We start from the raw sequence: 22,078 nt of genomic DNA on the forward strand, positions 1-22,078 counted from the left end.
TAATGATACCGGTGTCATTTTTTTGTCCGGAACCAGGGGCGTTTATTGGCAGCTTTTTCGATTTCCGCAAGCTTTGATCCAAGCTCGGCATGAACCGATGCTTGTTTTGTGCTTTTCGGTCAAAAACCGTAGCTTGGCGAAGGCGCTACTTTACCGACGCGAGATACGCGATGACGTCCGCCCGGTCCTTCGGATTGGCCAGGTTGATGAACATCGACGTGCCCGGAACGGCCTTGCCCGGCGCCGTCAGGAAGGCGTCCAACTCCCCTTCCGACCAAGTCTTGCCCGAGGCGATCAGGGCCTTGGAATAGCGGAAGCCCGGCGCGGTCCCGGCCTTGCGTCCGACCACGCCGTTCAAGGACGGCCCCATCGGACCGGTCGCCGGCTTGTGGCAGGTGGAGCAGCGGGCGAACACGGCCTTGCCGCGCGCCACGTCACCGGCGGCGAAGGCCGGGGCAGCGGCGACCGAAAGGGCCGCCGCGACAAAGGCGGCGGTGAAACGCAGGTCGGTCATACTCAGGCCTTCAGCAGTTCGACATCGATGGGCAGGCTGCGCACGCGCTTGCCTGTGGCGGCGAAGATCGCCCCGCACAGGGCCGGGATCACCGGCGGCAAGGCGGGCTCTCCAAGGCCGGTCGGCGGATAGTCGGTCTTGAGGAAATGCACCTCCACCGGCGGAGCGTCGGCGGCGCGCAGCAGCGGGAAGTCGTGGAAGTTGCTCTCCACGACCGCGCCGCCCTCGATGGTGATCTTCTGCGTCGCCTGGCCCAGGCCATCCAGGACCGAGCCCTGAACCTGGTTCATGGCGCCGCTGGGATTGACGATGTGGGCGCCGACGTCGCCGACGACCCAGACCTTGTCCACCTTGTAGGCCCCGTCCGTGACGGTGGCCTGCACCACCTCGGCGAAGTAGCCGAGGTGGCTGTAGTAGAAGGCGACACCCATGCCCGTGCCCTTGGGCAGGCGGGCGCGGTTCGCCCAGCCCGACTTCTCGGCCACGACCTTGAGGACGTCGATCATCCGCTTGGAGATGAAGGTCTGGGTCGGATTGACCACGACTTCGGGCGTCCGCGACAGCATCTCGATGCGGAACTCCACCGGGTCGCGCCCCGCGGCCTGCGCCAGCTCATCGACGAAGCCCTGATGGACGAAGGCGAAGGCGTTGCTGCCCGGCGCCCGCAGCCAACCGGTCGGAATGCCCGACTGCATGATCGAACGCTCGACCTTGTAGTCGCCCAGGAACTTGTTCGGAAACTGGTGCAGATGCAGGTCGGCGCCCGTGGACACCGCCTCGCCGGCGCCAAAGGTGACGAAGTGCTCGCGCCAGGCGACCAGCTTGCCAGAGGCGTCGAGACCGGCCTCCATCTCGTGGAATCCGGCGCAGCGATAGAAGTCGTGCTGGATGTCGTCTTCGCGGGTCCAGATCAGCTGGACCGGCGCAGCGACTTCCTTGGCGATGCGGGCGACCTCGACCATGTAGTCGTTCATCAGGCGGCGGCCGAAGCCCCCGCCGCCGCGGATCATGTGGACGGTCACCGCCGAGACGTCGATGCCCAGCATGTCGGCGACCACCTGGCGTCCGGGCTGGGGAAGCTGGGTCGGGGCCCAGATCTCCATCTTTCCGTCCTTGAACCAGGCGGTGCAGTTCTGCGGCTCCAGCGGCGCGTGCGCCACGAAGGGATAGGCGTAGGTCGCCTTCACCGTCTTGGCCGCGCCCTTGATCTTCGCCGAGGCGTCACCGTCGTTGATCAGCGTCTTGTGTGGCGCGCCGGCCAGCAGGCGCGCGGCCTCCGCGTCGAAAGCGGCCGTGCTCTGGCTCGAGGTCGGGTGGTCCTGCCAGACGATGTTCAGGGCTTCACGCCCCTTGCGGGCCGCCCACCAGCTGTCGGCCACCACCGCGACGCCGCCCAGCAGGCCGTCCATGCGGTTGTCCTTGATCGGCAGGCCTTCGACGATGAAGGCGTTCTTGACGCCCTTCACCGCCTTGGCGGCGGCGAGGTCGGCGCTCTTCACCTGGGCGCCGAAGACGGGCGCCTTGGCGTAGGTGGCGTACAGCATCCCCGGCAGGCGGGTATCGATGCCGAAGACCGGTTGGCCAGTGATGATCTTGGGGTTGTCGACACCGGTCAGGGCCTTGCCGATGACCTTGAAGTCCTTGGGGTCTTTCAGGGCGACGGTCTTCAGGTCCGGCGCCGGCAGGGCGGCGGCCTTGGACGCCAGGGCGCCGTAGCTGGCCTTGCGCTTGCCGTGCAGGACGTGGCCGTCCTGGGTCGAGCATTCGGCGGCCGGCACGCCCCACTCGGCGGCGGCGGCGTTGATCAGCATCTGACGCCCCGCCGCGCCGACCCGGCGCAGGGTGTCCCAGTTGGTCGGGGTGGACATGCTGCCGCCGGCGATCTGGCGACCGTAGGCGGCGGGATCGGTGCGGGCCATCTCGACCTTCACCTGGCTCCAGGCGACGTCCAGCTCCTCGGCGATGATCTGCGGCAGGGAGGTCTTCACGCCCTGCCCGACCTCGGGATTCTTGGCCGCCAGGGTGACCATGCCGTCGGTCCCGATGGTGACATAGGCGTTGAGCGTTCCCGCGCCCGCCGCCAGTGAGCTGGTCTCGAGCTTGAAGCTCAGCATCAGTCCCCCGCCGACCGCCAGGCCGGCTTTCAGGAAGGCGCGGCGCGAGGGCGCGGGCATGTTTCCGTCAGCCATGATCAGACCCCCGCCGCCTGCTTGATGGCCGCCTTGATGCGCAGATAGGTGGCGCAGCGGCACAGGTTGCCGTTCATGGCGGCGTCGATGTCGTCGTCGGTCGGCTTGGGCGTCGCGGCCAGCAGGGCGGCGGCGCTCATGATCTGGCCGGCCTGGCAGTAGCCGCACTGGGGCACGTCATGCTCGATCCAGGCTTGCTGCAGCTTCTTGCCGACCTCGACGGCGCCGATGGCCTCGATGGTGGTGACCTTGGACTCGCCGACGCTCTCGACCGGGGTCAGGCAGGCGCGAACCGGCTGGCCGTCGATGTGGACGGTGCAGGCGCCGCACTGGCCGACGCCGCAGCCGAACTTCGTCCCGACCATGTCGAGCTTGTCGCGCAACACCCAGAGCAGCGGCGTGTCGCCGTCCACATCCACCGTCTTGCGGCTTCCATTGATCGTCAGATTGATCGGCATCGTTTCCCCCCTCGCAAGCCTGGCCCAGCTTGCTGACAGCATCCCAAGCTTAGTGGCGAATATGCGGCCCGCAACGCCAGTCGTGCTTGACCGCGCGCCATAGCCACAGAAAACGTACGGTCATGACCCAGGATCTGAACGCCTTCATCGCCGGCCTGCCCAAGGCCGAACTGCATCTGCACATCGAGGGCAGCCTCGAGCCCGAGCAGATGTTCGAGTTCGCCAAGCGCAACGGCGTCACCCTGCCCTTCGATTCGATCGAGGCGGTGAAGGCGGCCTACGCCTTCTCCAACCTGCAGGACTTCCTGGACATCTACTATGCGGGGGCCAGCGTCCTGCTGAAGGAAGCCGACTTCCACGACCTCGCCATGGCCTATTTCCGGCGTCTGGCGGCGGACGGCGGCAAGCACGCCGAGATTTTCTTCGACCCACAGACCCACACCGATCGCGGCGTGCCGTTCAGCGTCGTCGCCGACGGCCTGCTATCGGCCATGGTCGAGGCGGAGAAGACCCTGGGCGTCACCTCCAAGCTGATCCTGTGCTTCCTGCGCCATCTGGACGAAGACGCCGCCTTCGAGACCCTGAAACAGGCCGAGCCCTATCTGGACCGCATCGTCGGCGTCGGCCTGGATTCCTCCGAGGTCGGCCACCCGCCGTCCAAGTTCGCCCGCGTGTTCAAGGCGGCCGCTGACAAGGGCCTGAAGATCGTCGCCCACGCTGGCGAGGAAGGCCCGCCGGCCTATGTCTGGGAAGCGCTGGACCTGCTTGCCGTCGATCGCATCGACCACGGCAACCGCGCGCTTGAGGACGAGGCCCTGACCCGCCGGCTGGTTTCCGAAGGCATGACCCTGACCGTCTGCCCGCTGTCGAACCTGAAGCTCTGCGTGGTCGACGACCTGACGACGCACCCGATGAAGCGGATGCTGGACCTGGGCCTGAAGGCGACGGTGAATTCCGACGATCCGGCCTATTTCGGCGGCTATCTGAACGACAACTGGACCGCGGTGGCGGCCGCCACGAACCTCACGCGCGACGAACTGATCACCCTGGCGAAGAACAGCTTCACCGGCTCGTTCCTCGAAAAGGCCGAGGTCGAGAAACGCCTGGCCGAGATCGACGTTTACGTGGCCGAGCACTAGCAGGGTCACGCTTCCGTCGCGTCGGCCCGCTACCACAAGGGCTCCCCATGGACGCATCAAGGACCTGAACATGATCGCACTCGCCCTCGCCCTGGCCGCGCAAGTCGGCACGGCCTCCGTCGCCAGCGGCGAGCCGATCCGCATCGCCGGCGTCGAGCAGCAGCGCACCATCGCCTGCGAGGGCCGCGACGTGTTCGTCGCCGGCGTCGATCACCAGCTGACCTTCACCGGCGCCTGCGCCAGTCTGACCCTGGTCGGGACCGACAACACGATCATCATCGGCCTGAAGCCGGGCGCGCTCGTGAAGGTCGAGGGCACGGGCCACAACGTCCGCTGGAAGTCCGACCGCGAACCCCAGGTCCGGGTCGTGGGCGTCGACAACCAGATCGAGCGTCAGGTGCGGTAAGTCCGCCCTTTCCCTGGCCCCCGCTTGCGGGGGAGAGGGGATTTACACCACATACGCGTCCCGCAGCTCCCGCTTCAGCACCTTGCCGATGTGGCTGCGCGGCAGGGCCTCGACGATGCGGAGATCGGCGACGCGTTGCATCTTGCCCAGACGCGCGTTGGCGAAGGTCTTCAACTCCTCCGCCTCCGCTGATGCGCCGGTCTTCAGGGCCACGAAGGCCACGGGCGTCTCGCCCCACTGGTCGGAGGGGGCGGCGATGACAGCGACCTCCGCCACCGCGGGGTGCTGGACGATCACCGCCTCCAGGTCGCTGGGATAGATGTTGAAGCCGCCCGAGATGATCATGTCCTTCTTGCGGTCCATGAGCGTCAGGAAACCCTCGGCGTCGAAGCGGCCGACATCGCCGGTGCGGATAAAGCGCTCGCCCTCCGGGCTGATCCAGGTGGCCTCGTCGGTCTTGTCCTGACGGCCCTGATAGCCGTTCATGGTCGCCGCCGAGCGGCCGACGATCTCGCCGATCTCACCGGCCGGAAGCTCGTTCCCCTCCTCGTCGATCAGGCGGATGTCGCAGCCCGGGGCGGGCACGCCGACCGTGTGCAGCTTGTCGGGGAAGGCGTGGCACATGAGGATGCAGGTGCCCCCGCCCTCGGTCATCCCGAAGTACTCGACCAGCCCGCCGGGCCAGCGGTCGAGCACCTGCCGCTTCAGCTCCGCCGAGAACGGGGCGGAGGTGCAGAACTTGATCTGGAAACTGGTCAGGTCGGTCTGGTCGAAGTCCGCGTGTTCCAGGATGCGGCGGTACTGCACCGGCACCAGCATGGCGTGGGTGACGCGGTGCTGCTGCGCCAGCTTCAGGAATTGGCCGGCGTCGAACTTCTTCATCAGCACCACCGTGCCGCCCCCTGCCAGGGTCGGGAAGAAGCAGACCAGGGTGGTGTTCGAATAGAGCGGCGTCGACAGCAGGCTGATCGGCGCGGGGCTGAAGCCCACCCCGCCCTGCAGCGCGATGTGCCGCCAGCGCATGCCGTGCGATTGCACGATGCCCTTGGGCGCGCCCGTGGTGCCGGAGGAATAGATGATGTTGAACGGATCGCCCTTGCCGAGCTCGACCTGCGCCGGGCGCGCGTCCTCGTCTGCCAGCCAGCCGTCGAAGGCCTCGCCAGCGCCAGAGCCGTCCAGGGCCACGCGCGGGACGTCCAGCCCATCCAGCGCCGCGCCCATGGCCGACGCCACGCCTTCGTCCAGGAAGAACAGCCTCGCCGCGCAGTCGGCGACCATGCCGGCGATCTGCTCGGGCGAGGACGACGGCGCGATCGGCGCCACCGCCACACCGGCCCGCAGCGCGCCGAGGAACAGGGCGGCATAGGGGATCGAGGCCGTGGCGCAAACCGCCACCGCCTCGCCCTTGACGATCTCGCCCCGCTGCAGGGCGGCGGCGACACGGTCCATCAGCAGGTCGAGGCCGGCGTAGTCGACGGCCTCCCCGCTCTCCATCACCACCGCCGGCCGGCTCGGCGCCTCCAGGGCCCGCTGGCGCAGGATGTCGCCGATGGTCCCGAAGTCCGCCGCGATCATGGCGTCGAGGGTCTGGGTCACGCGTCGTCTCTCCGAACTCGGTCTTTACTGCTCAGCCCCGCACAAGATGGACCTTACAGGTCCTTGAAACCCTTGCCCTCGGCGACCAGCTTCTCCAGCAGGGCCGACGGCTTGAAGTCGTCGCCCATCTCGTTCTGGAACTGCTTCATGCGGGCCAGGATCTTGTCCAGGCCGATGCTGTCGGCCCAGTGCATCGGGCCGCCGCGATAGACCGGCCAGCCGTAGCCGTTGATCCAGACGATATCGATGTCGGAGGCGCGGATGGCCTTGCCTTCCTCCAGGATCTTCGCCCCCTCGTTGACCATCGGATAGAGGGTGCGCTCCAGGATCTCCTGGTCGCTGATGTCGCGCTGGTTGACGCCCTTTTTGGCGGCGAAGTCGCGGATCACCTGTTCGGTCACCGGAGACGGTTTGGCGATGCGGTTCTCGTCGTAATCGTAGAAGCCCGCGCCGGTCTTCTGACCCCGGCGGTCCATCTCGCACAGCACCTCGCGGACGGTGGACGAGCTGGTCTTGGCCGGGTCCCAGCCGATGTCGAGGCCGGCCAGATCGCTCATGGCGAACGGCCCCATGGGCAGGCCGAAGTCGTACAGCACGCGGTCCACGTCCCAGGGCATCGCGCCTTCCAGGATCAGCTTCTGCGCCTCGCGCTGGCGCTGGGCCAGCATGCGGTTGCCGACGAAGCCGAAGCAGTTGCCGACCAGCACCCCTACCTTGCCGATGACCTTGGACAGCTTCATCGCCGTGGCGATCACCGGCTTGGCGGTCTTCTCGCCGCGCACGATCTCCAGCAGGCGCATGACATTGGCTGGCGAGAAGAAGTGCAGGCCGATGACGCTTTCCGGCCGGCTGGTGGCGGCGGCGATGGCGTCCACGTCCAGGTACGAGGTGTTGCTGGCCAGGATCGCGCCGGGCTTGGCGATCTTGTCCAGCTTGCCGAAGACGTCCTTCTTGATCTCCATCAGCTCGAACACGGCCTCGATGATCAGGTCGCAGTCGGCCAGGTCCTCAAGGTTCATGGACGGGGTGAGCAGACCCATGCGGGTCTCCACGTCCTCGGGCTTCAGGCGGCCCTTCTTGGCGGTGTTCTCGTAGTTCTTGCGGATGATCCCGACGCCGCGGTCCAGGTTCTCCTGCTTGGCCTCGATGATCGTCACCGGGATGCCGGCGTTGAGGAAGTTCATCGAGATGCCGCCGCCCATGGTGCCAGCCCCGATCACTCCGACCTTCTTGATCGGCAGGGTCTCGGTGTCCTCCGGCACGTCGGGGATCTTGTTGGCCTGGCGCTCGGCGAAGAAGACGTAGCGCTGGGCGGCCGACTGCGGGCCGGTCATCAGCTCCATGAACAGCTTGCGCTCGGTCTTCAAACCCTGCTCGAACGGCTCGTTCACCGCCGCTTCGATGGTCTGGATGTTGTACTCCGGCGCCAGGAAGCCGCGGAACTTGCGGGCGTTGGCCTTGCGGAAGTCGGCGAAGATCTCGGGCTTGCCCTTGGCCGCCTCGATCTTGTCGTTGAGGTCGCGGACCTTCTTCAGCGGACGCCCCTCGGCGACGATCTTGCTGGCGAAGGCGATGGCGCCCGCGCGCAGGTCGCCGTCGATCAGCTCGTCGAACAGGCCCATGGCGTGGGCGGCCTTGGCGGGAACATGCTGGCCGCTGGTGACCATCTCCAACGCCTTCTCCACCCCGACGATGCGGGGCAGACGCTGGGTGCCGCCGGCGCCCGGCAGCAGGCCCAGATTCACCTCCGGCAGGCCGGCCTTCGCGCTGGGCACGGCGACACGGTAATGGGCGACCAGCGCCACTTCCAGTCCACCGCCCAGGACCGTGCCGTGGATCGCGGCGACCACCGGCTTGGATGCATTCTCGATGCGGCCCTGCACCTCCTGCAGGCTGGGGCCGGTCATGGCCTTGCCGAACTCGCTGATGTCGGCGCCGGCGATGAAGGTCTTGCCCTCGCAGATCAGGACAATGGCCTTAACCGAGGCGTCAGCGTCGGCGGCCTCGAACGCCTTGTCGAGCCCCTCGCGGACCTTGGCGGACAGGGCGTTGACCGGCGGCGAGTTGAGCGTGACGACGGCGACGTCGCCCTCATTGGTCAGGTCGGTGACTTCGTTGATGGCGGCCATGGCGCTGCTCCCCGGTCCTTTTGAACACTTGTTTGGATAGCGTGCATGGCTGGGCGCGGGAGTCCAGCCTTCCCTTACGGGATAGGGGGTGCGCCGCCTCAGATCCCTCCCCTCTGGGGAAGGTGGCCCAGAGGGCCGGAGGGGGCTGCTGACTCAGCAGACCCCCCTCCACCGCTTCGCGGTCCCCCTCCCCCGCTTCGCCGGGGAGGATTCACCCCGCCGACTCCGTGACCGCCGAATAGACCAGGGTCCGCAGTTCGCGCCGCACCGGGTAGGCGCTGGACGGCATCAACTGGGTCATGAACACCACCGCGATATCCTCGACCGGGTCGCACCAGAAGGCGGTCGAGGCCATGCCGCCCCAGAAGTACTCGCCCAGGCTGCCCAGATTCTTGGTCCGCGCCACGTCCACCGTCATGGCGAAGCCGAGGCCGAAGCCCAGCCCCTCGAACACCGCCTCGCTGAACAGGGAGGTGGAGACCTGGGTCAGCTCCTTGCCACCCGGCAGGTGGTTCATGGTCATCAGCCTAAGGGTCTTGGGCCCGATCAGCCGCGCGCCGTCCAGCTCACCACCGTTCAGCAGCATGCGGCAGAACCGCATGTAGTCGGCGGCGGTGGAGACCAGGCCGCCGCCGCCGGACTTCAGCGACGGGTCGGCCAGATAGGCGCTCTTGGCCGGGTCATCCTGCAGCACGACCTTGCCGGTCGGCGTCAGAGCGTAGCAGGCCGGCAGGCGATGCTCCTGCCCCGGCTGCACGAAGAAGCCGGTGTCCACCATCTTCAGCGGGTCGAAGATGCGCGTCCTCAGGAACGTCTCGAACGGCTGGCCGCTGACCACCTGGACCAGATAGCCCAGCACGTCGGTGGCGACGCCGTAGCTCCAGCTGGTCCCCGGCTGGTACTCCAGCGGAATGCCCGCCAGCTTGGCGATCATGTCATCCAGCGTGCCGTCGTTGGGCAGGTCGTCCAGCTTCAGCTTGCGATAGGCGGCGTCCACATTGCTGCGCTGCTGGAAGCCATAGGTCAGTCCCGCCGTGTGGCGCATCAGGTCGAGCACGCGCATGGGCTCGGTCGTCGGCTTGGTCTGCCACGCGCCCTCGACGCCGGCGGCGTAGACGGCCTGGTTCTTCCACGACGGGATGTAGCGGTGGACCGGATCGTCCAGCGAGATCTTCCCCTCCTCGACCAGCATCATCAGGGCGATGGAGGTGATGGGCTTGGTCATCGAATAGATGCGGAAGATCGCGTCGTCCTTCAGCGGGACGTTCCGTTCCCGGTCGGCCAGACCCAGGGCGCTGTTGTGGACCAGCTGGCCGCGCCGCCAGACCATCGTCTGGGCGCAGGGCAGCTTGCCGGTGTCGATATAGCGCGACTGAAGGTGAGCATCGATGCGCGCCAGGCGCTCCGACGACATGCCGACCGGTTCCGGTTTCCCCATCTGCTTTCCTCGTTCTTGCTGGACGTATTTTGCGGACGAAGCTTTATAGCCCTGTGCGCAGCGGGCAACCGCCTTGGCGCGAACGGAATCTGGGGACCATGGCCGCAACCGCTCGACAGACCGCCGCCACGGCGCGCTACGAGGCCAAGAAGGAAGCCATCCTCGCCGCCGCCACCGCGACCCTGAACCGCCAGGGCGTCAAGGGCATGACCATGGCCGGCGTCGCCGCCGAGGTCGGGCTGATCACCACCAGCGTCACCTACTACTACCGCAAGAAGGAAGACTTGGCGGCCGCCTGCTTCCTGCGCGGGATCGAGCGTTTCAGCGCCCTGGTGGACAAGGCCGCCGCAGCCGCCACGCCGCAGGACCGGCTGCTGACCTTCCTTGACCGGTTCCTCGATCTGCAGCGCCGGGTGCGCAAGGGCGAGGCCCCGCCCCTGGTCAGCTTCACCGAGGTGCGCACCCTGAACGAGCCGCACCGCACCCCGGTGTTCGAGGCGTTCAGCAACCTGTTCCGCCGGGTGCGCGATCTGTTCGACGCGCCGGAGCTGTCGGGCCTCAGCCGCGTCGAGCGCAACGCCCGCACGCACCTTCTGCTGGAGCAGGTGTTCTGGACCGGCACCTGGCTGCGCCGATACGAGACCGAGGATTACGAGCGCGTCCGCGACCGGATGTTCGACATCCTGACCGGCGGCTTGGCGGCCCAGACGCGCGACTGGGACCCGCCGCTGCTGACCGTCGGCCAGTTGACCACCGACCCTCAGGAAGCGTCGGGCGAGACCTTCCTGGTCGCCGCCACCCGCCTGATCAACCAGCGCGGCTATCGCGGCGCGTCGGTGGAGGACATCTCCGCCGCGCTGAACGTGACCAAGGGCTCGTTCTACCACCACAACGACGCCAAGGATGGCCTGGTCGTCGCCTGTTTCGAACGGACCTTCCAGGTGATGCGCGAGGCGCAGTCCGCCGCCCGCGACCTGCCCGGCGACCAGTGGAGCCGGCTGGCGGCCGCCACCTCCGCCCTGGCCCGGCATCAGCTATCGGAGCACGGGCCGCTGATGCGCGCCTCGGTGATGACCGCCCTGCCGGCGGACCTGCGCCACGACATGTCGGAACGCTATGTCCGCGTCTCCGACCGCTTTTCCGGCATGGTGTCGGATGGGGTAGCCGAGGGCTCGATCCGGCCGGTGGACCCGATGATCGCCGCCCACATGCTCAACTCCCTGCTCAACGCCGCCGCGTCCCTGGCCGCCTGGGCCGGCGACGTGAAGAAGGGCGACGCCGCCGCCCTGCTGGTCCGCCCGCTGATGGTGGGGATATTCCGGCCGTAAAAAGCCCCCTCCCTCGTCAGGACGAAGGAGGGGCGAGGTAGGACGGGGCGCGGATTGAGGGCGACGGCCGGGCCGCCGCCGCCTTCCCGCTAGAACGACTTGCGGAAGCCCAGCTTGATCGTCCGGCCCAGCGCGTCGGCGGTGAACGGGTCGTAGTTCAGGTCCAGGCGCGCGAAGGGCGGGTCCTCGTTGAAGGCGTTGTCGACATTGAGCGTGACGATGCTGTCCCAGGGCAGTTGCATCCGCCAGGTGACGTCCACCGTCTTGTAGCTGCCGATGGTCTTGCCGCCGCTGATCACCGTGTTGTTGGTGTTGGGCGTGGCGATGAACGGCGTCGTCCGCTGGTCGGTGTAGCTGTCGATGTAATTGAAGGTCACGCGGATCGTGTGGCCGCCGCGCTCCCACTCGGCGAAGGCCTGGCCCTTCCATTCGGGGATCGGCACCACCGTGGTCTGGTAGTTGAGGAAGCCCACGGCGTCGAAGGCCGGGGTCACCACCGTGCCGGCCACCGGCTGGGCGTCGACGCTGTAGTCGCGGATCCAGGTGGCCGTGCCGCCGATGGTCAGGTCGCCGCCGGCCACGTCGTTGAACTCGTAGCTACCCATGAAGTCGAGGCCCGAGGTCTTCACCGGCGCGCCGTTGACATAGAAGGTCTGCAGGCGGGCGATGTTGGCCGCCGAGCAGGTCCCGCCGTTGAAGGTGAAGCGCGACACCAGCTGGGCGAAGGCCGGGTTGGAGCAGTTGTTGGCCCCGCCCGCCCCGTTGGGGAACACCGCATTGACGATGCCGGCCACCGGCTCGGCCACGATCGGGTTGTCGAAGTCGAAGCTGAAATAGTCGATGGAGCCGCGGAAGCCGCCGGCCTCCAGGATCACGCCCAGGCTGTAGGTCGTGGCGCTTTCCGGATCCATGTTGGGATTGCCGCCGATGTCCACCGCCCGGAAGGTCCCGAGGATCGACTGCAGCGAGGTGATGTTGCCCGGCGCCAGTTGCGCCAGCGGCGGTCCGCGGAAGGTGGTGCCCACCGAGCCGCGCAGGGCCAGCCAGTCATTGGCCTGCCAGCGCACCGACGCCTTGGGGTCGAAGGTCGAACCGACCGCGCCGCCGTAGTCCTCGTAACGGGCGGCGAACTGGAAGTTCAGGCTTTCCAGCAGCGGCACCTGAAGTTCCCCGAACAGCGCATAGACGTCGCCGCTGGTGTCGTCAGGCGTGCCCGCGCCCAGGAAGCCGAACGGCCCGCTGCGCTGGCTGACCGGGCAGGTGTTGATGTTGAAGTCGGGTGAAGCCAGGCAAGGGTTCACCAGCGTGTTGCTGATGTCGTTGTAGTCGGACTTGTACCAGTCCTTCCGGTACTGGGTGCCTAGCGCCCATTTGACGTCGCCGCCCGACAGCGTGATCCCCAGGTCGCCGTTGACCACGGCGTCGACCACGAAAAGCCGTGACTTCTGTGTGGTGCTCAGCTTCTGGAAGAACCAGCGCGTCACCTCGGCGCTGTTGGCCACGGCGGCGTTGTACTGCGGGTTCACTTGGCCGGTGATGATGTTCTTCTCGATGGCGTTCGAGAACGGGTTGTACCAGAGGCAGCCGTTCTGGCCGGGCGTGTTGGCGGCGCGGTTGCAGTTCGGCCCGCCGAAGCCGCGCAGGGCTGATTCCAGCCGGTTGACGATAGTGTCGTAGCCGGTCCGCGTGCCCTTCTGCTCGCTGTAGGTGACGGCCAGGTCGTACCCGATGTCCGGCCCGAACACCCCGTTCAGCCCACCGGAGAAGCGGTAGAAGTCGTAGTAGCGCGCGCCCCGCGACGGCCCGTTGTCGAACATCGGGTTGCCGCCCACCAGGAACGGCCGCGCCGCCGGCGCCAGATAGGCCGCGCCGAAGGTGGTGATGAACCCTAGCGACGGGTTCTTGGCCGCGAAATCGACCAGACCCGGATTGTTGGTCGGCACGTAGAAGCGGCCCGCATAGAGCGCGCCCGCCAAGGCGCCCGCTCCCGCCAGAGCCTCCGGCGTCGGGTTGGCCAGCAGCGCGTAGGAAGGCGTCGTCTCCCACTTCGGCACCTCGGTGCGGCCGTACAGGCCTTCGAAGTGGAACTTGTGATTGTCCGACAGCTCGTAATTGAACTGGCCGTAGAGCTGGTAGTGCTCTTCCTTCTCAACCAGGTTGTCCCACTCGATGTAGTGCTCGTAGCAGGCGGGCGTCGTGCCGCTGAAACCCGGCGTGCCGCCCAGCACGGCGCACTGCGGGTCGCGGAACAGGGTGGCGCCGCTGGCCGCCGGCGCGGTGAACGACAGGAAGGTCCCGGGGTTGCCCGCGGCCGTCCAGCCGCCTTCCGGGTTTTCCAGATAGGGGCGGTTGGCCCAGTCGCGCTCGATCACGTCCAGCTCGCCGCGGTGCTGCCAGCCGGCGGACACCATCACGTCCATCCGGTCGTTGGCCCAGCCCCAAAGGGCGCTCAAGCTGTAGTCCCCGCCGTCGGAGCCATCGACATAGCGGTAGTCGGCGGCGAACTCGGCGCCGTCGAAGCGGTTGCGGGTGATGAAGTTGACCACCCCGCCGATGGCGTCGGAGCCATAGGTGGCGGCCGCGCCGTCCTTCAGCACCTCGACCCGGCCGATGGCGGCGCTGGGGATCATGTTGGTGTCGACGATGCCCGCCCCGGCCTGGGCCAGCGGGTTGATGGCCATGCGCCGCCCGTTCAGCAGCACCAGGGTGCGCATGGAGCCGAGGCCGCGAAGGTTCACCGAGCCGGAGCCTTCAGATCCCTGGGCGCGACTGTCGAATTGATTGGTGTCGCCCAGCACCCCGTTGCTGACCGCCAGGGACTTGATCAGCTCGACCGTCGAGGGCGAGCCCTGCTTCTGAAGCTCTTCGGCGGAGATCACATCCACCGGCAAAGCCGCATTCTCCGGCGTGCCCCGGATCAGCGAGCCGGTGACGACCACCTCGGCGACCGTGTTCTGTCCGTCCTGAGCCGCCGCGCCGTTCGGCGCCATCGCGGCCATGGCAAGGAGCGAGGCGCCCGCCAGAAAACCCGTTCTCGTCATTACAATCCTCCCTTTTTTATTGCGCGTAACTGCTTTTGTTCTTGTTACGTACGACCGGCCTCAGGCGGCGGAGCCTCCTGGGAACAGAATGATCGGTATCTTTTGGGGGAACGGGGTTCGACTCAGAGGGGTGGGGTTTAGCGCCCCGGATCGCTCAGTTCTCCGCGCCCCGCGCCACAGCGCAGCTTTCAATCGCGACGGAAGACGCGCACGCATCACGCCAGACCCCTCATGGCGAACACTTGTTTCGATGATGCGGTATGTTTTGAAGCAACGTCAACAGCCGCTTGATTTCGCGATTGGTCTGCGGCGCGCGGGACACATTTGCGAGCTGCTGTCAGGAATTGGTCCGGGCGGTATGGCAAGCGTCATCGACCGAGACTATTTTCCGCCGTTGTTGCGTAGCGCTGCCTGGTCGAGGGACCGTCATCGGCGCATGAGGCGGGGAGCCGATGAGAAGTAGAATTCTGGGCGTTGCGGCGCTCGCTCCGCTGGTGCTGGCCGCGTGCGGCACGCCTCCGCGGAAACCCGACCTGACCCTTCCGACCGCGTATCAGGCGCCGACCGCGACCGCCCCGGCGGACGCGATCGCGCTGGATCAGTGGTGGACCGCGTTCAATGATCCGCAGCTGACCGCCCTGATCCAGACGGCGCTGGAGCGCAGCCCTGACGCACGCACCGCCGCCGCCCGCCTGGACGAGGCCCGCGCCACACGTCGCGGCACGATCTGGGACATCTATCTTCCAGACGGCGAACTGCAGGGCAACGCCCGCCGCACCGACAGCAAGGTGCTGGACGGCACCCAGCTGGATATTCCCGGCTTCGCCAACAGCGGCGTGCAGAAGAACTACGGCCTGAACTTCGACGTCAGCTGGGAGCTGGACTTCTTCGGCGCCCGCCGCGCGGCCCGCCAGGTGGCCGACGCCGATTACGCCGCCATCCGCTTCAACTACGAGGCCACCCGCGCCAGCCTGGCCGCCAACGTGGCCCAGTCCTATTTCGAGGCTCGCGGCCTGGCGATCCAGCTGGAGGACGCGCGCCAGACCGCGCGCCTGCAGAACGATCTCTATCAGGTGGCTTCCAAGCGCGCCGCCGCCGGCCTGGCCGCCTCGTCCGAGGCGGACCAGTCGGCCGCCTCCCTGGCCCAGTCCAACGCCCAGGCGGCCAATCTCGAAGCCGAGCTTCAGGCCGCCAAGCGCACCCTGCTGATCCTGGCCGGTCGCGGCATCGATCCGGTGGAGAGCCTATCCGCTCCGGCCGCCGTGCCGGCCGCTCCGGCCGTGCCCGCCGCCATTCCCGGCGAGCTGCTGGCGCGTCGCCCCGAGGTGCGCGAAGCGGAGATGCGCGTGCGCAGCGCCGCCGGCACCCTGCGTGGGGCCGAGGTCGCGCTGTTCCCGCGCTTCACCCTGACTCCTGGCATCGGCCTGACCCGCAGCGAACTGCCGGGCTTCGAGAGCACGACGCGCGCCTGGTACATCGGCGGCACGCTGATGCAGCCGATCCTCGACATCCCGCAACTGCTCGCCCAGGAAAAGGCGACCCGCGCCCGCGCCGAACAGGCCGTCATCGCCTATGAGAAGACGGTGCAAGACGCCTATGGCGAGGCCGAGAACACCCTCGTCCGCCTGGCCGCCGATCGCCGCCGCGTCGATCTGCTGACCGCAGGTGAGGCCCGCGCCCGCAAGGCCTATGACGCCGCGCGCAAGCGCTACGACATGGGCTTCGACGACCTGACCGCCGCGGTCACCGCCGAAACCAACTGGCGCACCGCCCGCACCGCCCTGACCGGCGCCCAGGTGCAGTCCCTGACCCGCACCGTCCAGGCCTACAAGGCCCTGGGCGGCGGCTGGACCCCGCTCAACGACAAGGCCGCCACGGCCGCCAAGACCCCCGCCAAAGAGCCCCAAGCATGAGCACTCTTCGCCCCTGGACGACCGTCGCCCTGGTCCTGACCGTCGGCCTCGCCGCCTGCGGCAAGAAGGAGGAGAAGGCTCCGGCCAAGGCCTCCGACGACGCGCGCACGGTCACCGTCACCCGCGTCGAGATGCGCTCGATCGGCGCCGGGCTCACCGCCTCCGGCCGCCTGACCCCGCGTGAGGAAGCCGCCGTCGGCTCCGAACTGAGCGGCTATCGCGTCGCCCGCGTCCTGGTCGAGGAGGGCGCCGTCGTGCGCGCCGGCCAGCCTCTGGCCCAGCTCGACGACACCCTGCTGCGCGCCCAAATCGACCAGCAGGCGGCCGTGACCGCCCAGGCCGAGGCAGAGGCCCGCCGCGTCGCCGGCCTAGACGGCCAGGGCGTGCTCTCGCAAGAGCAGATCGAGACCCGCCGCTACACCGCCAAGGCCCAGCAAGCCGCGCTGAAGGAGCTACGCACCCGTTCGGAGCGCATGACCATCACCGCCCCGGTCAGCGGCGTGGTGCTGGAACGCACCGTGCGTCCGGGCGACGTCTCGGGCGCCGGCACGACCCCGTGGTTCCGCATCGCCCGCGACCAGCTGATCGAACTGGACGCCGAGCTGAACGAAGCCGACCTGTCCAAGCTGAGCGTCGGCTCGCCGGTGACGGTGAGCCTGCCCGGCGGGACGGAGGTCCAGGGCGCGGTTCGCCTGATCAGCCCGCAGGTCAACGCTCAGACCCAACTGGGCCGCGTGCGCGTGCGCCTGCCCGTCCGTTCCGACCTGCGCTCCGGCGGGTTCGCCCGCGGCGTGTTCGGCGGCGGCGGACGTCAGGTTCTGGCCGTGCCGGAAACGGCCGTCCGCTATGACGCCGAAGGCGCCTCCGTGGCCACCATCGGCGGCGACAACAAGGTCAAGCAGGTGCCGGTGAAGACCGGCCAGCGTGGCGGCGGTTATGTCGAACTGGTCCAGGGACCGCCCGCCGGCGCCCGCGTCCTGCTCGGCGCCGCGGCCTTCGCCCTGGACGGCGACGTCGTGAAGCCGGTCGAGGGCGGCGCCCCGGCGCTCCTAACCAGAAGGCGGCGCGCTGATGGCTCCCGAAGGGTCGCAACTTCGAATTTCAGCCTGGGCGATCAAGAACCCGACGCCCGTCGCCCTGCTGTTCATCGCTCTGGTGATCGTCGGCGTCGGCGCCTACCTGTCGCTGCCGATCAAGCAGTTCCCGAACGTGACCTTCCCCGCCGTGACGGTCACCGTCACGCAGAGCGGCGCGGCCCCGGGCGAGCTTGAAACCCAGGTCACGCGTCCGGTCGAGGACGCGCTGGCCGGCATCTCCAACATCAAGACCATCCGCTCGTCGGTGGTCCAGGGCGCCTCGACCACCACGGTCGAGTTCGAACTGGGCGAAGACCTGCAGAAGGTCACCGACGAGGTGCGCTCCAAGGTCGACCAGGCGCGGGCCCAACTGCCGCGTGAGATCGACGAGCCGATCGTCCAACGCCTGGAGATCGACAGCGCGCCGATCCTGACCATCGCGGTCGAGGCCCCGGCCATGGCCCCGACCCAGCTGTCCTGGTTCATCGACGACACCGTCACCCGCGCCCTGCAGGGTGAAAAGGGCGTCGCCCAGGTCGCTCGCGTCGGCGGCGTGAACCGCGAGATCAACATCATCGCCGACCCGGACCGCATGGCGGCCCTGGGCGTCACCGCGCCTCAACTGAACCAGGCCCTGGCCTCGTTCAGCGTCGACGCCCCCGGCGGGCGCGTGCGCATCGGCGGTCGAGAGCAGACCCTGCGTGTTCTCGGCGCCGCCGAGACGCTGGAGCAGCTGCGCGCCCTGACCATCCCCACCGGCAACGGCCGCTTCGTGCAGCTGACCGACGTGGCCGAGATCGGCGACGGCGCCGGCGAGGTTCGCGGCTTCGCCCGTCTCGACGGCAAGCCAGTCGTCGCCTTCCAGGTGATGAAGACCCGCGACAGCTCCGACGTCGAGGTCGAGGACCGCGTGGCCAAGGCCATCGAGCGGCTGGGCGCTGACAACAAGGGCGTGACCTTCACCAAGATCTTCTCGACCGTGGACGACACCCGCGCCAGCTTCACCGCCACCGAGCACACCCTGCTCGAAGGCATGCTGCTGGCCTCGCTGGTCGTGTTCATGTTCCTGCGCGAATGGCGCGCCACGGCGATCACCGCCCTGGCCATGCCCGTCTCGCTGATCCCGACCTTCGCCTTCATGGCGGTGGCCGGCTTCTCGCTGAACGTGGTGACCCTGCTGGCCCTGACCTTGGTCATCGGCATCCTCGTCGATGACGCCATCGTCGAGATCGAGAACATCGAAAAGCGCGTCAGCCGCGGCCAGCGCCCCTATCAGGCGGCCATGGAAGGCGCCGACGCCATCGGCCTGGCGGTCGTGGCGACCACCTTCACCATCGTCGCGGTGTTCGTGCCCGTGTCCTACATGCCGGGCATGCCGGGCCAGTTCTTCAAGGAGTTCGGCCTGACCGTCGCCGTGGCGGTGCTGTTCTCGCTGGTGGTGGCCCGTCTGCTGACTCCGCTGCTGGCGGCCTACTTCCTGAAGCCGAACACCAAGCCGCATCCGCGCAAGCCGTTCGAAGGCCGCTATCCGGCGGTCCTTAACTGGGCGCTGGATCACCGCATCGTCAGCTGCATCATCGGCGGCGTGATCTTCATCGGCTCGGTGGCGCTGGCCGGCTTCCTGCCCACCGCGTTCCAGCCGGCCGGCAACGCCAACTACTACTACCTGAAGGTCCAGGGCCCGCCCGGGGCCACCGCCCCGCAGATGGAGCGCACCGTCGCCGCCGTCACCCGCATGTTTGAGGAGCGCCCGGAGACAGCTCACGTCTTCGCCCAGGTCGGCTCCAACATCGCCAGCGGCTGGGGCGGCCAGAGCGGTTCGGACCTGCGCGACGCCACGATCACCATCGTGCTGAACGACAAGCGCGACCTGACCGTGACGGAGATCAAGCAGATCGTCCGCGCCGGCCTGCACGACATCCCCGACGCCCGCGTGAACCTGCTGGGCGACTGGGGCACCTCCGAAGTGCAGACCATCCTCACCGCCGAGGACGGCGAGGCCCTGGAGCGCGCCGCCCTGCAGGTGGAGCGTGAGATGCGCGGCCTGAAGACCGTGGCCGATCCCCGTCCCTCCTCGCCGCCCAGCGGTCCGGAGATCGTGATCCGCCCGCGTCCGGACGAAGCCTCGCGCCTGGGCGTCAGCTCGGCCGACATCGCCGCCATCGCCCGCGTGGCCACGGTCGGCGATATCGACGCCAACGTCGCCAAGCTGACCGATGGCGAACGCCGCGTGCCGATCCGCATCCGCCTGCCGGAGGAAGCGCGTCGCGACCTGGAGGCCATCAAGGGCCTGCGCGTGCCGACCGCCGACGGCTCCACCACCCGCCTCGACACCGTGGCGGACGTGGAGTTCCAGGCCGGTCCGGCCAAGATCGACCGCTTCGCCCGCAAGCGTCAGCTGACCATCGAGGCCGACCTCGACAACGGCGCGCAGCTCGGCCAGGCGATCACCGACGTCAACAACCTGCCGACCATGAAGAAGCTGCCGGACGGCGTGACCCCCGCCTCGGCCGGCGACCAGGAAGCGTTCGTGGAGCTTTTCACCGGCTTCGCGGTCGCCCTGCTGTCGGCCATCGGCCTCGTCTATGGCGTGCTGGTCCTGCTGTTCAAAAGCTTCTTCAAGCCGATCACCATCCTGTCGGCCCTGCCCCTGGCCATCGGCGGCGCGTTCTTCGCCCTGCTGATCACGGGGCAGTCGCTGAGCATGCCGTCGCTGATCGGCTTCCTGATGCTGATGGGTCTGGCGGCCAAGAACTCGATCCTGCTGGTCGAGTACGCCATCGAGGAGGAGCGTGCGGGCCACAGCCAGCGCGCCGCCATCATCGAGGCCTGTCGCGAGCGGGCGCGCCCCATCGTCATGACCACCCTGGCCATGATGGCGGGCATGCTTCCGACCGCCCTGGGCATCGGCAAGGGCGCGGAGTTCCGCCAACCCATGGCCGTGGCCGTGATCGGCGGCCTGATCACCTCGACGGTCCTGTCCCTGGTGCTGGTCCCGGTCGTCTACGAGATCGTCGACGACTTCGAGGCCTGGCTGCGGCCCAAGCTGGCCCGCTGGGTCACGCCGCGCGAAGCCACGGGCGACGCCGCCCCGGCCGACCGGCTCTAAAACAAAAGGCTCCGGAGCGATCCGGGGCCTTTTTTTCATTCTCCCCTCCGGCCCTCTGGGGGAGGTGGCCCAGAGGGCCGGAGGGGGGCTGCTGAATCAAAGTCCAGTCCTCCCCCTCCACCACGGAGCCTGTCCTCGAGTCGACCTCCGGTCGATCCCGGGGGTGGTTCCCCTCCCCCAGAAGGGGGAGGATCTAGCTCGACCTCACTTGATCGCGGCGATCTCGTAGAGGAAGTCCACATAGCCCATGGTCGCGCCGGTCAGGCCCTCGACCTTGGGGTTGCTGCTCTCGATCACGTAGTACTCGTTCGGCGCGTGGGCGCCGCTGCCGTGGCCCAGGCCGAACTGGCCGGCCGGCAGGTTCACCGGCGCCGAGGTGAACACCGCACCCGGCCACGATCCCGCCAGGCGCGGATAGACCGAGGTCGGGACCCCGCGCTTGGCGTAGGTCGCCAGCTCCGCCTTGATCAGGCGGCTGTTCTCGTCCGTCTCGGTCGGGTCGTAGCCACCGCTGACATTGACCTCGATGTCCTGGAAGCCACGCTTGTCGAGGTGGGCGCGGATCTTCTTCACGCAGTCGGCCATGGTCTGGTTCGGCACCAGGCGCAGGTCGATCTTGGCCACCGCGCGGCCGGGCAGGACTGTCTTGCCGCCCGGGCCGGTATAGCCGCTGACCAGCCCCTCGATGTTCACCGTGGGCTGCGAGGCCAGGCGCTCCAGCGCCTTCTCCCACGGCAGGTCGTCGATCCACCTGTCGACGCCCAGGGCCTTCTTGGCGTCCGCCTCGCTCATGCGCTGGGCGGCCAGGGTGATCAGCTCCTTCTCACGGGGGGTGAGCGGGCGCACATGCTCGAACCAGCCGTCGATGGCCGACGAATTGCCGTCCGGCGTGACCAGGGTGCCCAGAGCCTGGACCAGGCGCCAGGCCGGGCTGTCGACGCGGGCCTTCTCGCTGGAATGGATGTCGGTCTTGGGGCCCCGGCCCCACTTGGCGCCGCTGGAGACCAGCTCGAACTCGACCACGCCCTTGGCGCCCAGATTGACGCTGACGCCGCCGTTGCTGGGGCTCTGCCAGCCGGCCGGGATGACCACGCCCTCGCACTTCTTCAAGGCGGCCAGGACGTGCGGCTTGGTGACGATCTGGTGGAAGTTCGGGCTGCCGATCTCCTCCTCGCCCTCGCAAACCAGGACGATGTTCACCGGCGGCTTCTTGCCGGCCGCGCGGATAGCGTGCAGGGCGGCCAGGAAGGTGGCCTCCGGCCCCTTCTGGTTCACCGCGCCACGGCCGACGATCACCTTGCCGAAGCCCGGCTTGTCGACGATGCGCGCCTCCAGCGGCGGAGAGGACCACTCGGCCGGGTCGTACTGCTTCACGTCGTACATGAAGTAGATGCCGATCCAACGCTTGGCGCCCACGTCCAGGGTGGCGAACACGCCCGGATGGCCGTCGGTCGGAACCTTCTCGACATGCTGGAAGCCGGCGTCGCGGGCCAGGGCCATCATGTAGTCGGCCCCCTTGTCCATGTCGCGGTTCTCGGCGGCGATGGACGGCAGGGCGATCCATTCCTGGATACGCTTCACCGAGGCGTCGTAGCCGGCCTCGGCGGCCTTGCGGATGGCGGCGATGTCGCCGCTGGAAGCCAGGACAAGCCCTGGCGTGAACAGGCCCGCCGCGGCGGCCCCCGTGAGCAGCGTGCGGCGGTTCTGGATCGTGAAATCGGACATGCGGTCCCCCAAGAAAA

At 68.1% G+C, this 22,078-nt stretch carries 13 protein-coding genes and 1 pseudogene; 6 read left to right on the forward strand and 8 right to left on the reverse strand.

Annotated features, from left to right (window positions below):
• Nucleotides 1-145: 145 nt before the first annotated feature.
• From ABOZ73_RS04450 to ABOZ73_RS04460, 3 genes are read right to left on the reverse strand one after another with little or no spacing between them, the layout of a single operon-like run.
• Nucleotides 146-514, reverse strand: a complete 369-nt coding sequence (locus ABOZ73_RS04450) for a cytochrome c family protein (protein ID WP_369061048.1) — start codon at nucleotides 512-514, stop codon at nucleotides 146-148.
• A gap of 2 nt (nucleotides 515-516) precedes the next feature.
• On the reverse strand, nucleotides 517-2,703 hold the full coding sequence (locus tag ABOZ73_RS04455; RefSeq protein ID WP_369061050.1) for a molybdopterin cofactor-binding domain-containing protein: 2,187 nt from the start codon (nucleotides 2,701-2,703) through the stop codon (nucleotides 517-519).
• A 2-nt stretch (nucleotides 2,704-2,705) separates the two neighbouring features.
• Nucleotides 2,706-3,161 carry a (2Fe-2S)-binding protein gene (locus tag ABOZ73_RS04460; protein ID WP_369061051.1) on the reverse strand — a complete coding sequence of 152 codons (456 nt, stop codon included), beginning with the start codon at nucleotides 3,159-3,161 and terminating at the stop codon, nucleotides 2,706-2,708.
• 122 nt (nucleotides 3,162-3,283) lie between these two features.
• Here ABOZ73_RS04460 and ABOZ73_RS04465 point away from each other — a divergent pair, with 122 nt between their 5' ends.
• The gene (locus ABOZ73_RS04465) at nucleotides 3,284-4,300 is read left to right on the forward strand and encodes an adenosine deaminase (protein ID WP_369061052.1); all 1,017 of its coding nucleotides are present in this window, start codon (nucleotides 3,284-3,286) and stop codon (nucleotides 4,298-4,300) included.
• Nucleotides 4,301-4,370: 70 nt separating this feature from the next.
• Nucleotides 4,371-4,706, forward strand: a complete 336-nt coding sequence (locus ABOZ73_RS04470) for a DUF3060 domain-containing protein (protein WP_369061054.1) — start codon at nucleotides 4,371-4,373, stop codon at nucleotides 4,704-4,706.
• A gap of 42 nt (nucleotides 4,707-4,748) precedes the next feature.
• Here the strand turns inward: ABOZ73_RS04470 and ABOZ73_RS04475 are convergent, their stop codons facing one another.
• The 3 genes from ABOZ73_RS04475 to ABOZ73_RS04485 form a co-directional block, all read right to left on the reverse strand.
• Nucleotides 4,749-6,281 carry a class I adenylate-forming enzyme family protein gene (locus ABOZ73_RS04475; protein ID WP_369062484.1) on the reverse strand — a complete coding sequence of 511 codons (1,533 nt, stop codon included), beginning with the start codon at nucleotides 6,279-6,281 and terminating at the stop codon, nucleotides 4,749-4,751.
• 74 nt (nucleotides 6,282-6,355) lie between these two features.
• Nucleotides 6,356-8,431 carry a 3-hydroxyacyl-CoA dehydrogenase NAD-binding domain-containing protein gene (locus ABOZ73_RS04480; RefSeq protein WP_369061056.1) on the reverse strand — a complete coding sequence of 692 codons (2,076 nt, stop codon included), beginning with the start codon at nucleotides 8,429-8,431 and terminating at the stop codon, nucleotides 6,356-6,358.
• A gap of 211 nt (nucleotides 8,432-8,642) precedes the next feature.
• Nucleotides 8,643-9,869 (reverse strand): serine hydrolase domain-containing protein, encoded by a 1,227-nt coding sequence (locus ABOZ73_RS04485; RefSeq protein WP_369061058.1) that lies wholly within the window; start codon nucleotides 9,867-9,869, stop codon nucleotides 8,643-8,645.
• A gap of 98 nt (nucleotides 9,870-9,967) precedes the next feature.
• On the opposite strand from ABOZ73_RS04485, the gene ABOZ73_RS04490 reads away from it, so the two are divergent.
• Nucleotides 9,968-11,197 (forward strand): TetR/AcrR family transcriptional regulator, encoded by a 1,230-nt coding sequence (locus tag ABOZ73_RS04490; protein ID WP_369061060.1) that lies wholly within the window; start codon nucleotides 9,968-9,970, stop codon nucleotides 11,195-11,197.
• An 89-nt stretch (nucleotides 11,198-11,286) separates the two neighbouring features.
• On the opposite strand, the gene ABOZ73_RS04495 is transcribed toward ABOZ73_RS04490, so the two are convergent.
• Nucleotides 11,287-14,238, reverse strand: a complete 2,952-nt coding sequence (locus ABOZ73_RS04495) for a TonB-dependent receptor (RefSeq protein WP_369061062.1) — start codon at nucleotides 14,236-14,238, stop codon at nucleotides 11,287-11,289.
• 452 nt (nucleotides 14,239-14,690) lie between these two features.
• On the opposite strand from ABOZ73_RS04495, the gene ABOZ73_RS04500 reads away from it, so the two are divergent.
• The 3 genes and pseudogenes from ABOZ73_RS04500 to ABOZ73_RS04510 all read left to right on the forward strand — a co-directional run bounded on the left by ABOZ73_RS04500 (nucleotide 14,691) and on the right by ABOZ73_RS04510 (nucleotide 20,336).
• A complete protein-coding gene (locus ABOZ73_RS04500; protein ID WP_369061063.1) occupies nucleotides 14,691-16,151 on the forward strand; it encodes an efflux transporter outer membrane subunit in 1,461 nt (486 codons plus the stop codon).
• Nucleotides 16,152-16,282: 131 nt separating this feature from the next.
• Nucleotides 16,283-17,116, forward strand: a pseudogene (locus tag ABOZ73_RS04505) (efflux RND transporter periplasmic adaptor subunit); the annotation flags it as partial.
• Nucleotides 17,117-17,222: 106 nt separating this feature from the next.
• A complete protein-coding gene (locus ABOZ73_RS04510; protein WP_369061065.1) occupies nucleotides 17,223-20,336 on the forward strand; it encodes an efflux RND transporter permease subunit in 3,114 nt (1,037 codons plus the stop codon).
• A 204-nt stretch (nucleotides 20,337-20,540) separates the two neighbouring features.
• Here ABOZ73_RS04510 and ABOZ73_RS04515 read toward each other — a convergent pair whose 3' ends face one another.
• Nucleotides 20,541-22,061 carry a M20/M25/M40 family metallo-hydrolase gene (locus ABOZ73_RS04515; protein WP_369061067.1) on the reverse strand — a complete coding sequence of 507 codons (1,521 nt, stop codon included), beginning with the start codon at nucleotides 22,059-22,061 and terminating at the stop codon, nucleotides 20,541-20,543.
• Between the last annotated feature and the right edge of the window lie 17 nt (nucleotides 22,062-22,078).

The organism is Caulobacter sp. 73W (assembly GCF_041021955.1).
Lineage (GTDB): Bacteria > Pseudomonadota > Alphaproteobacteria > Caulobacterales > Caulobacteraceae > Caulobacter.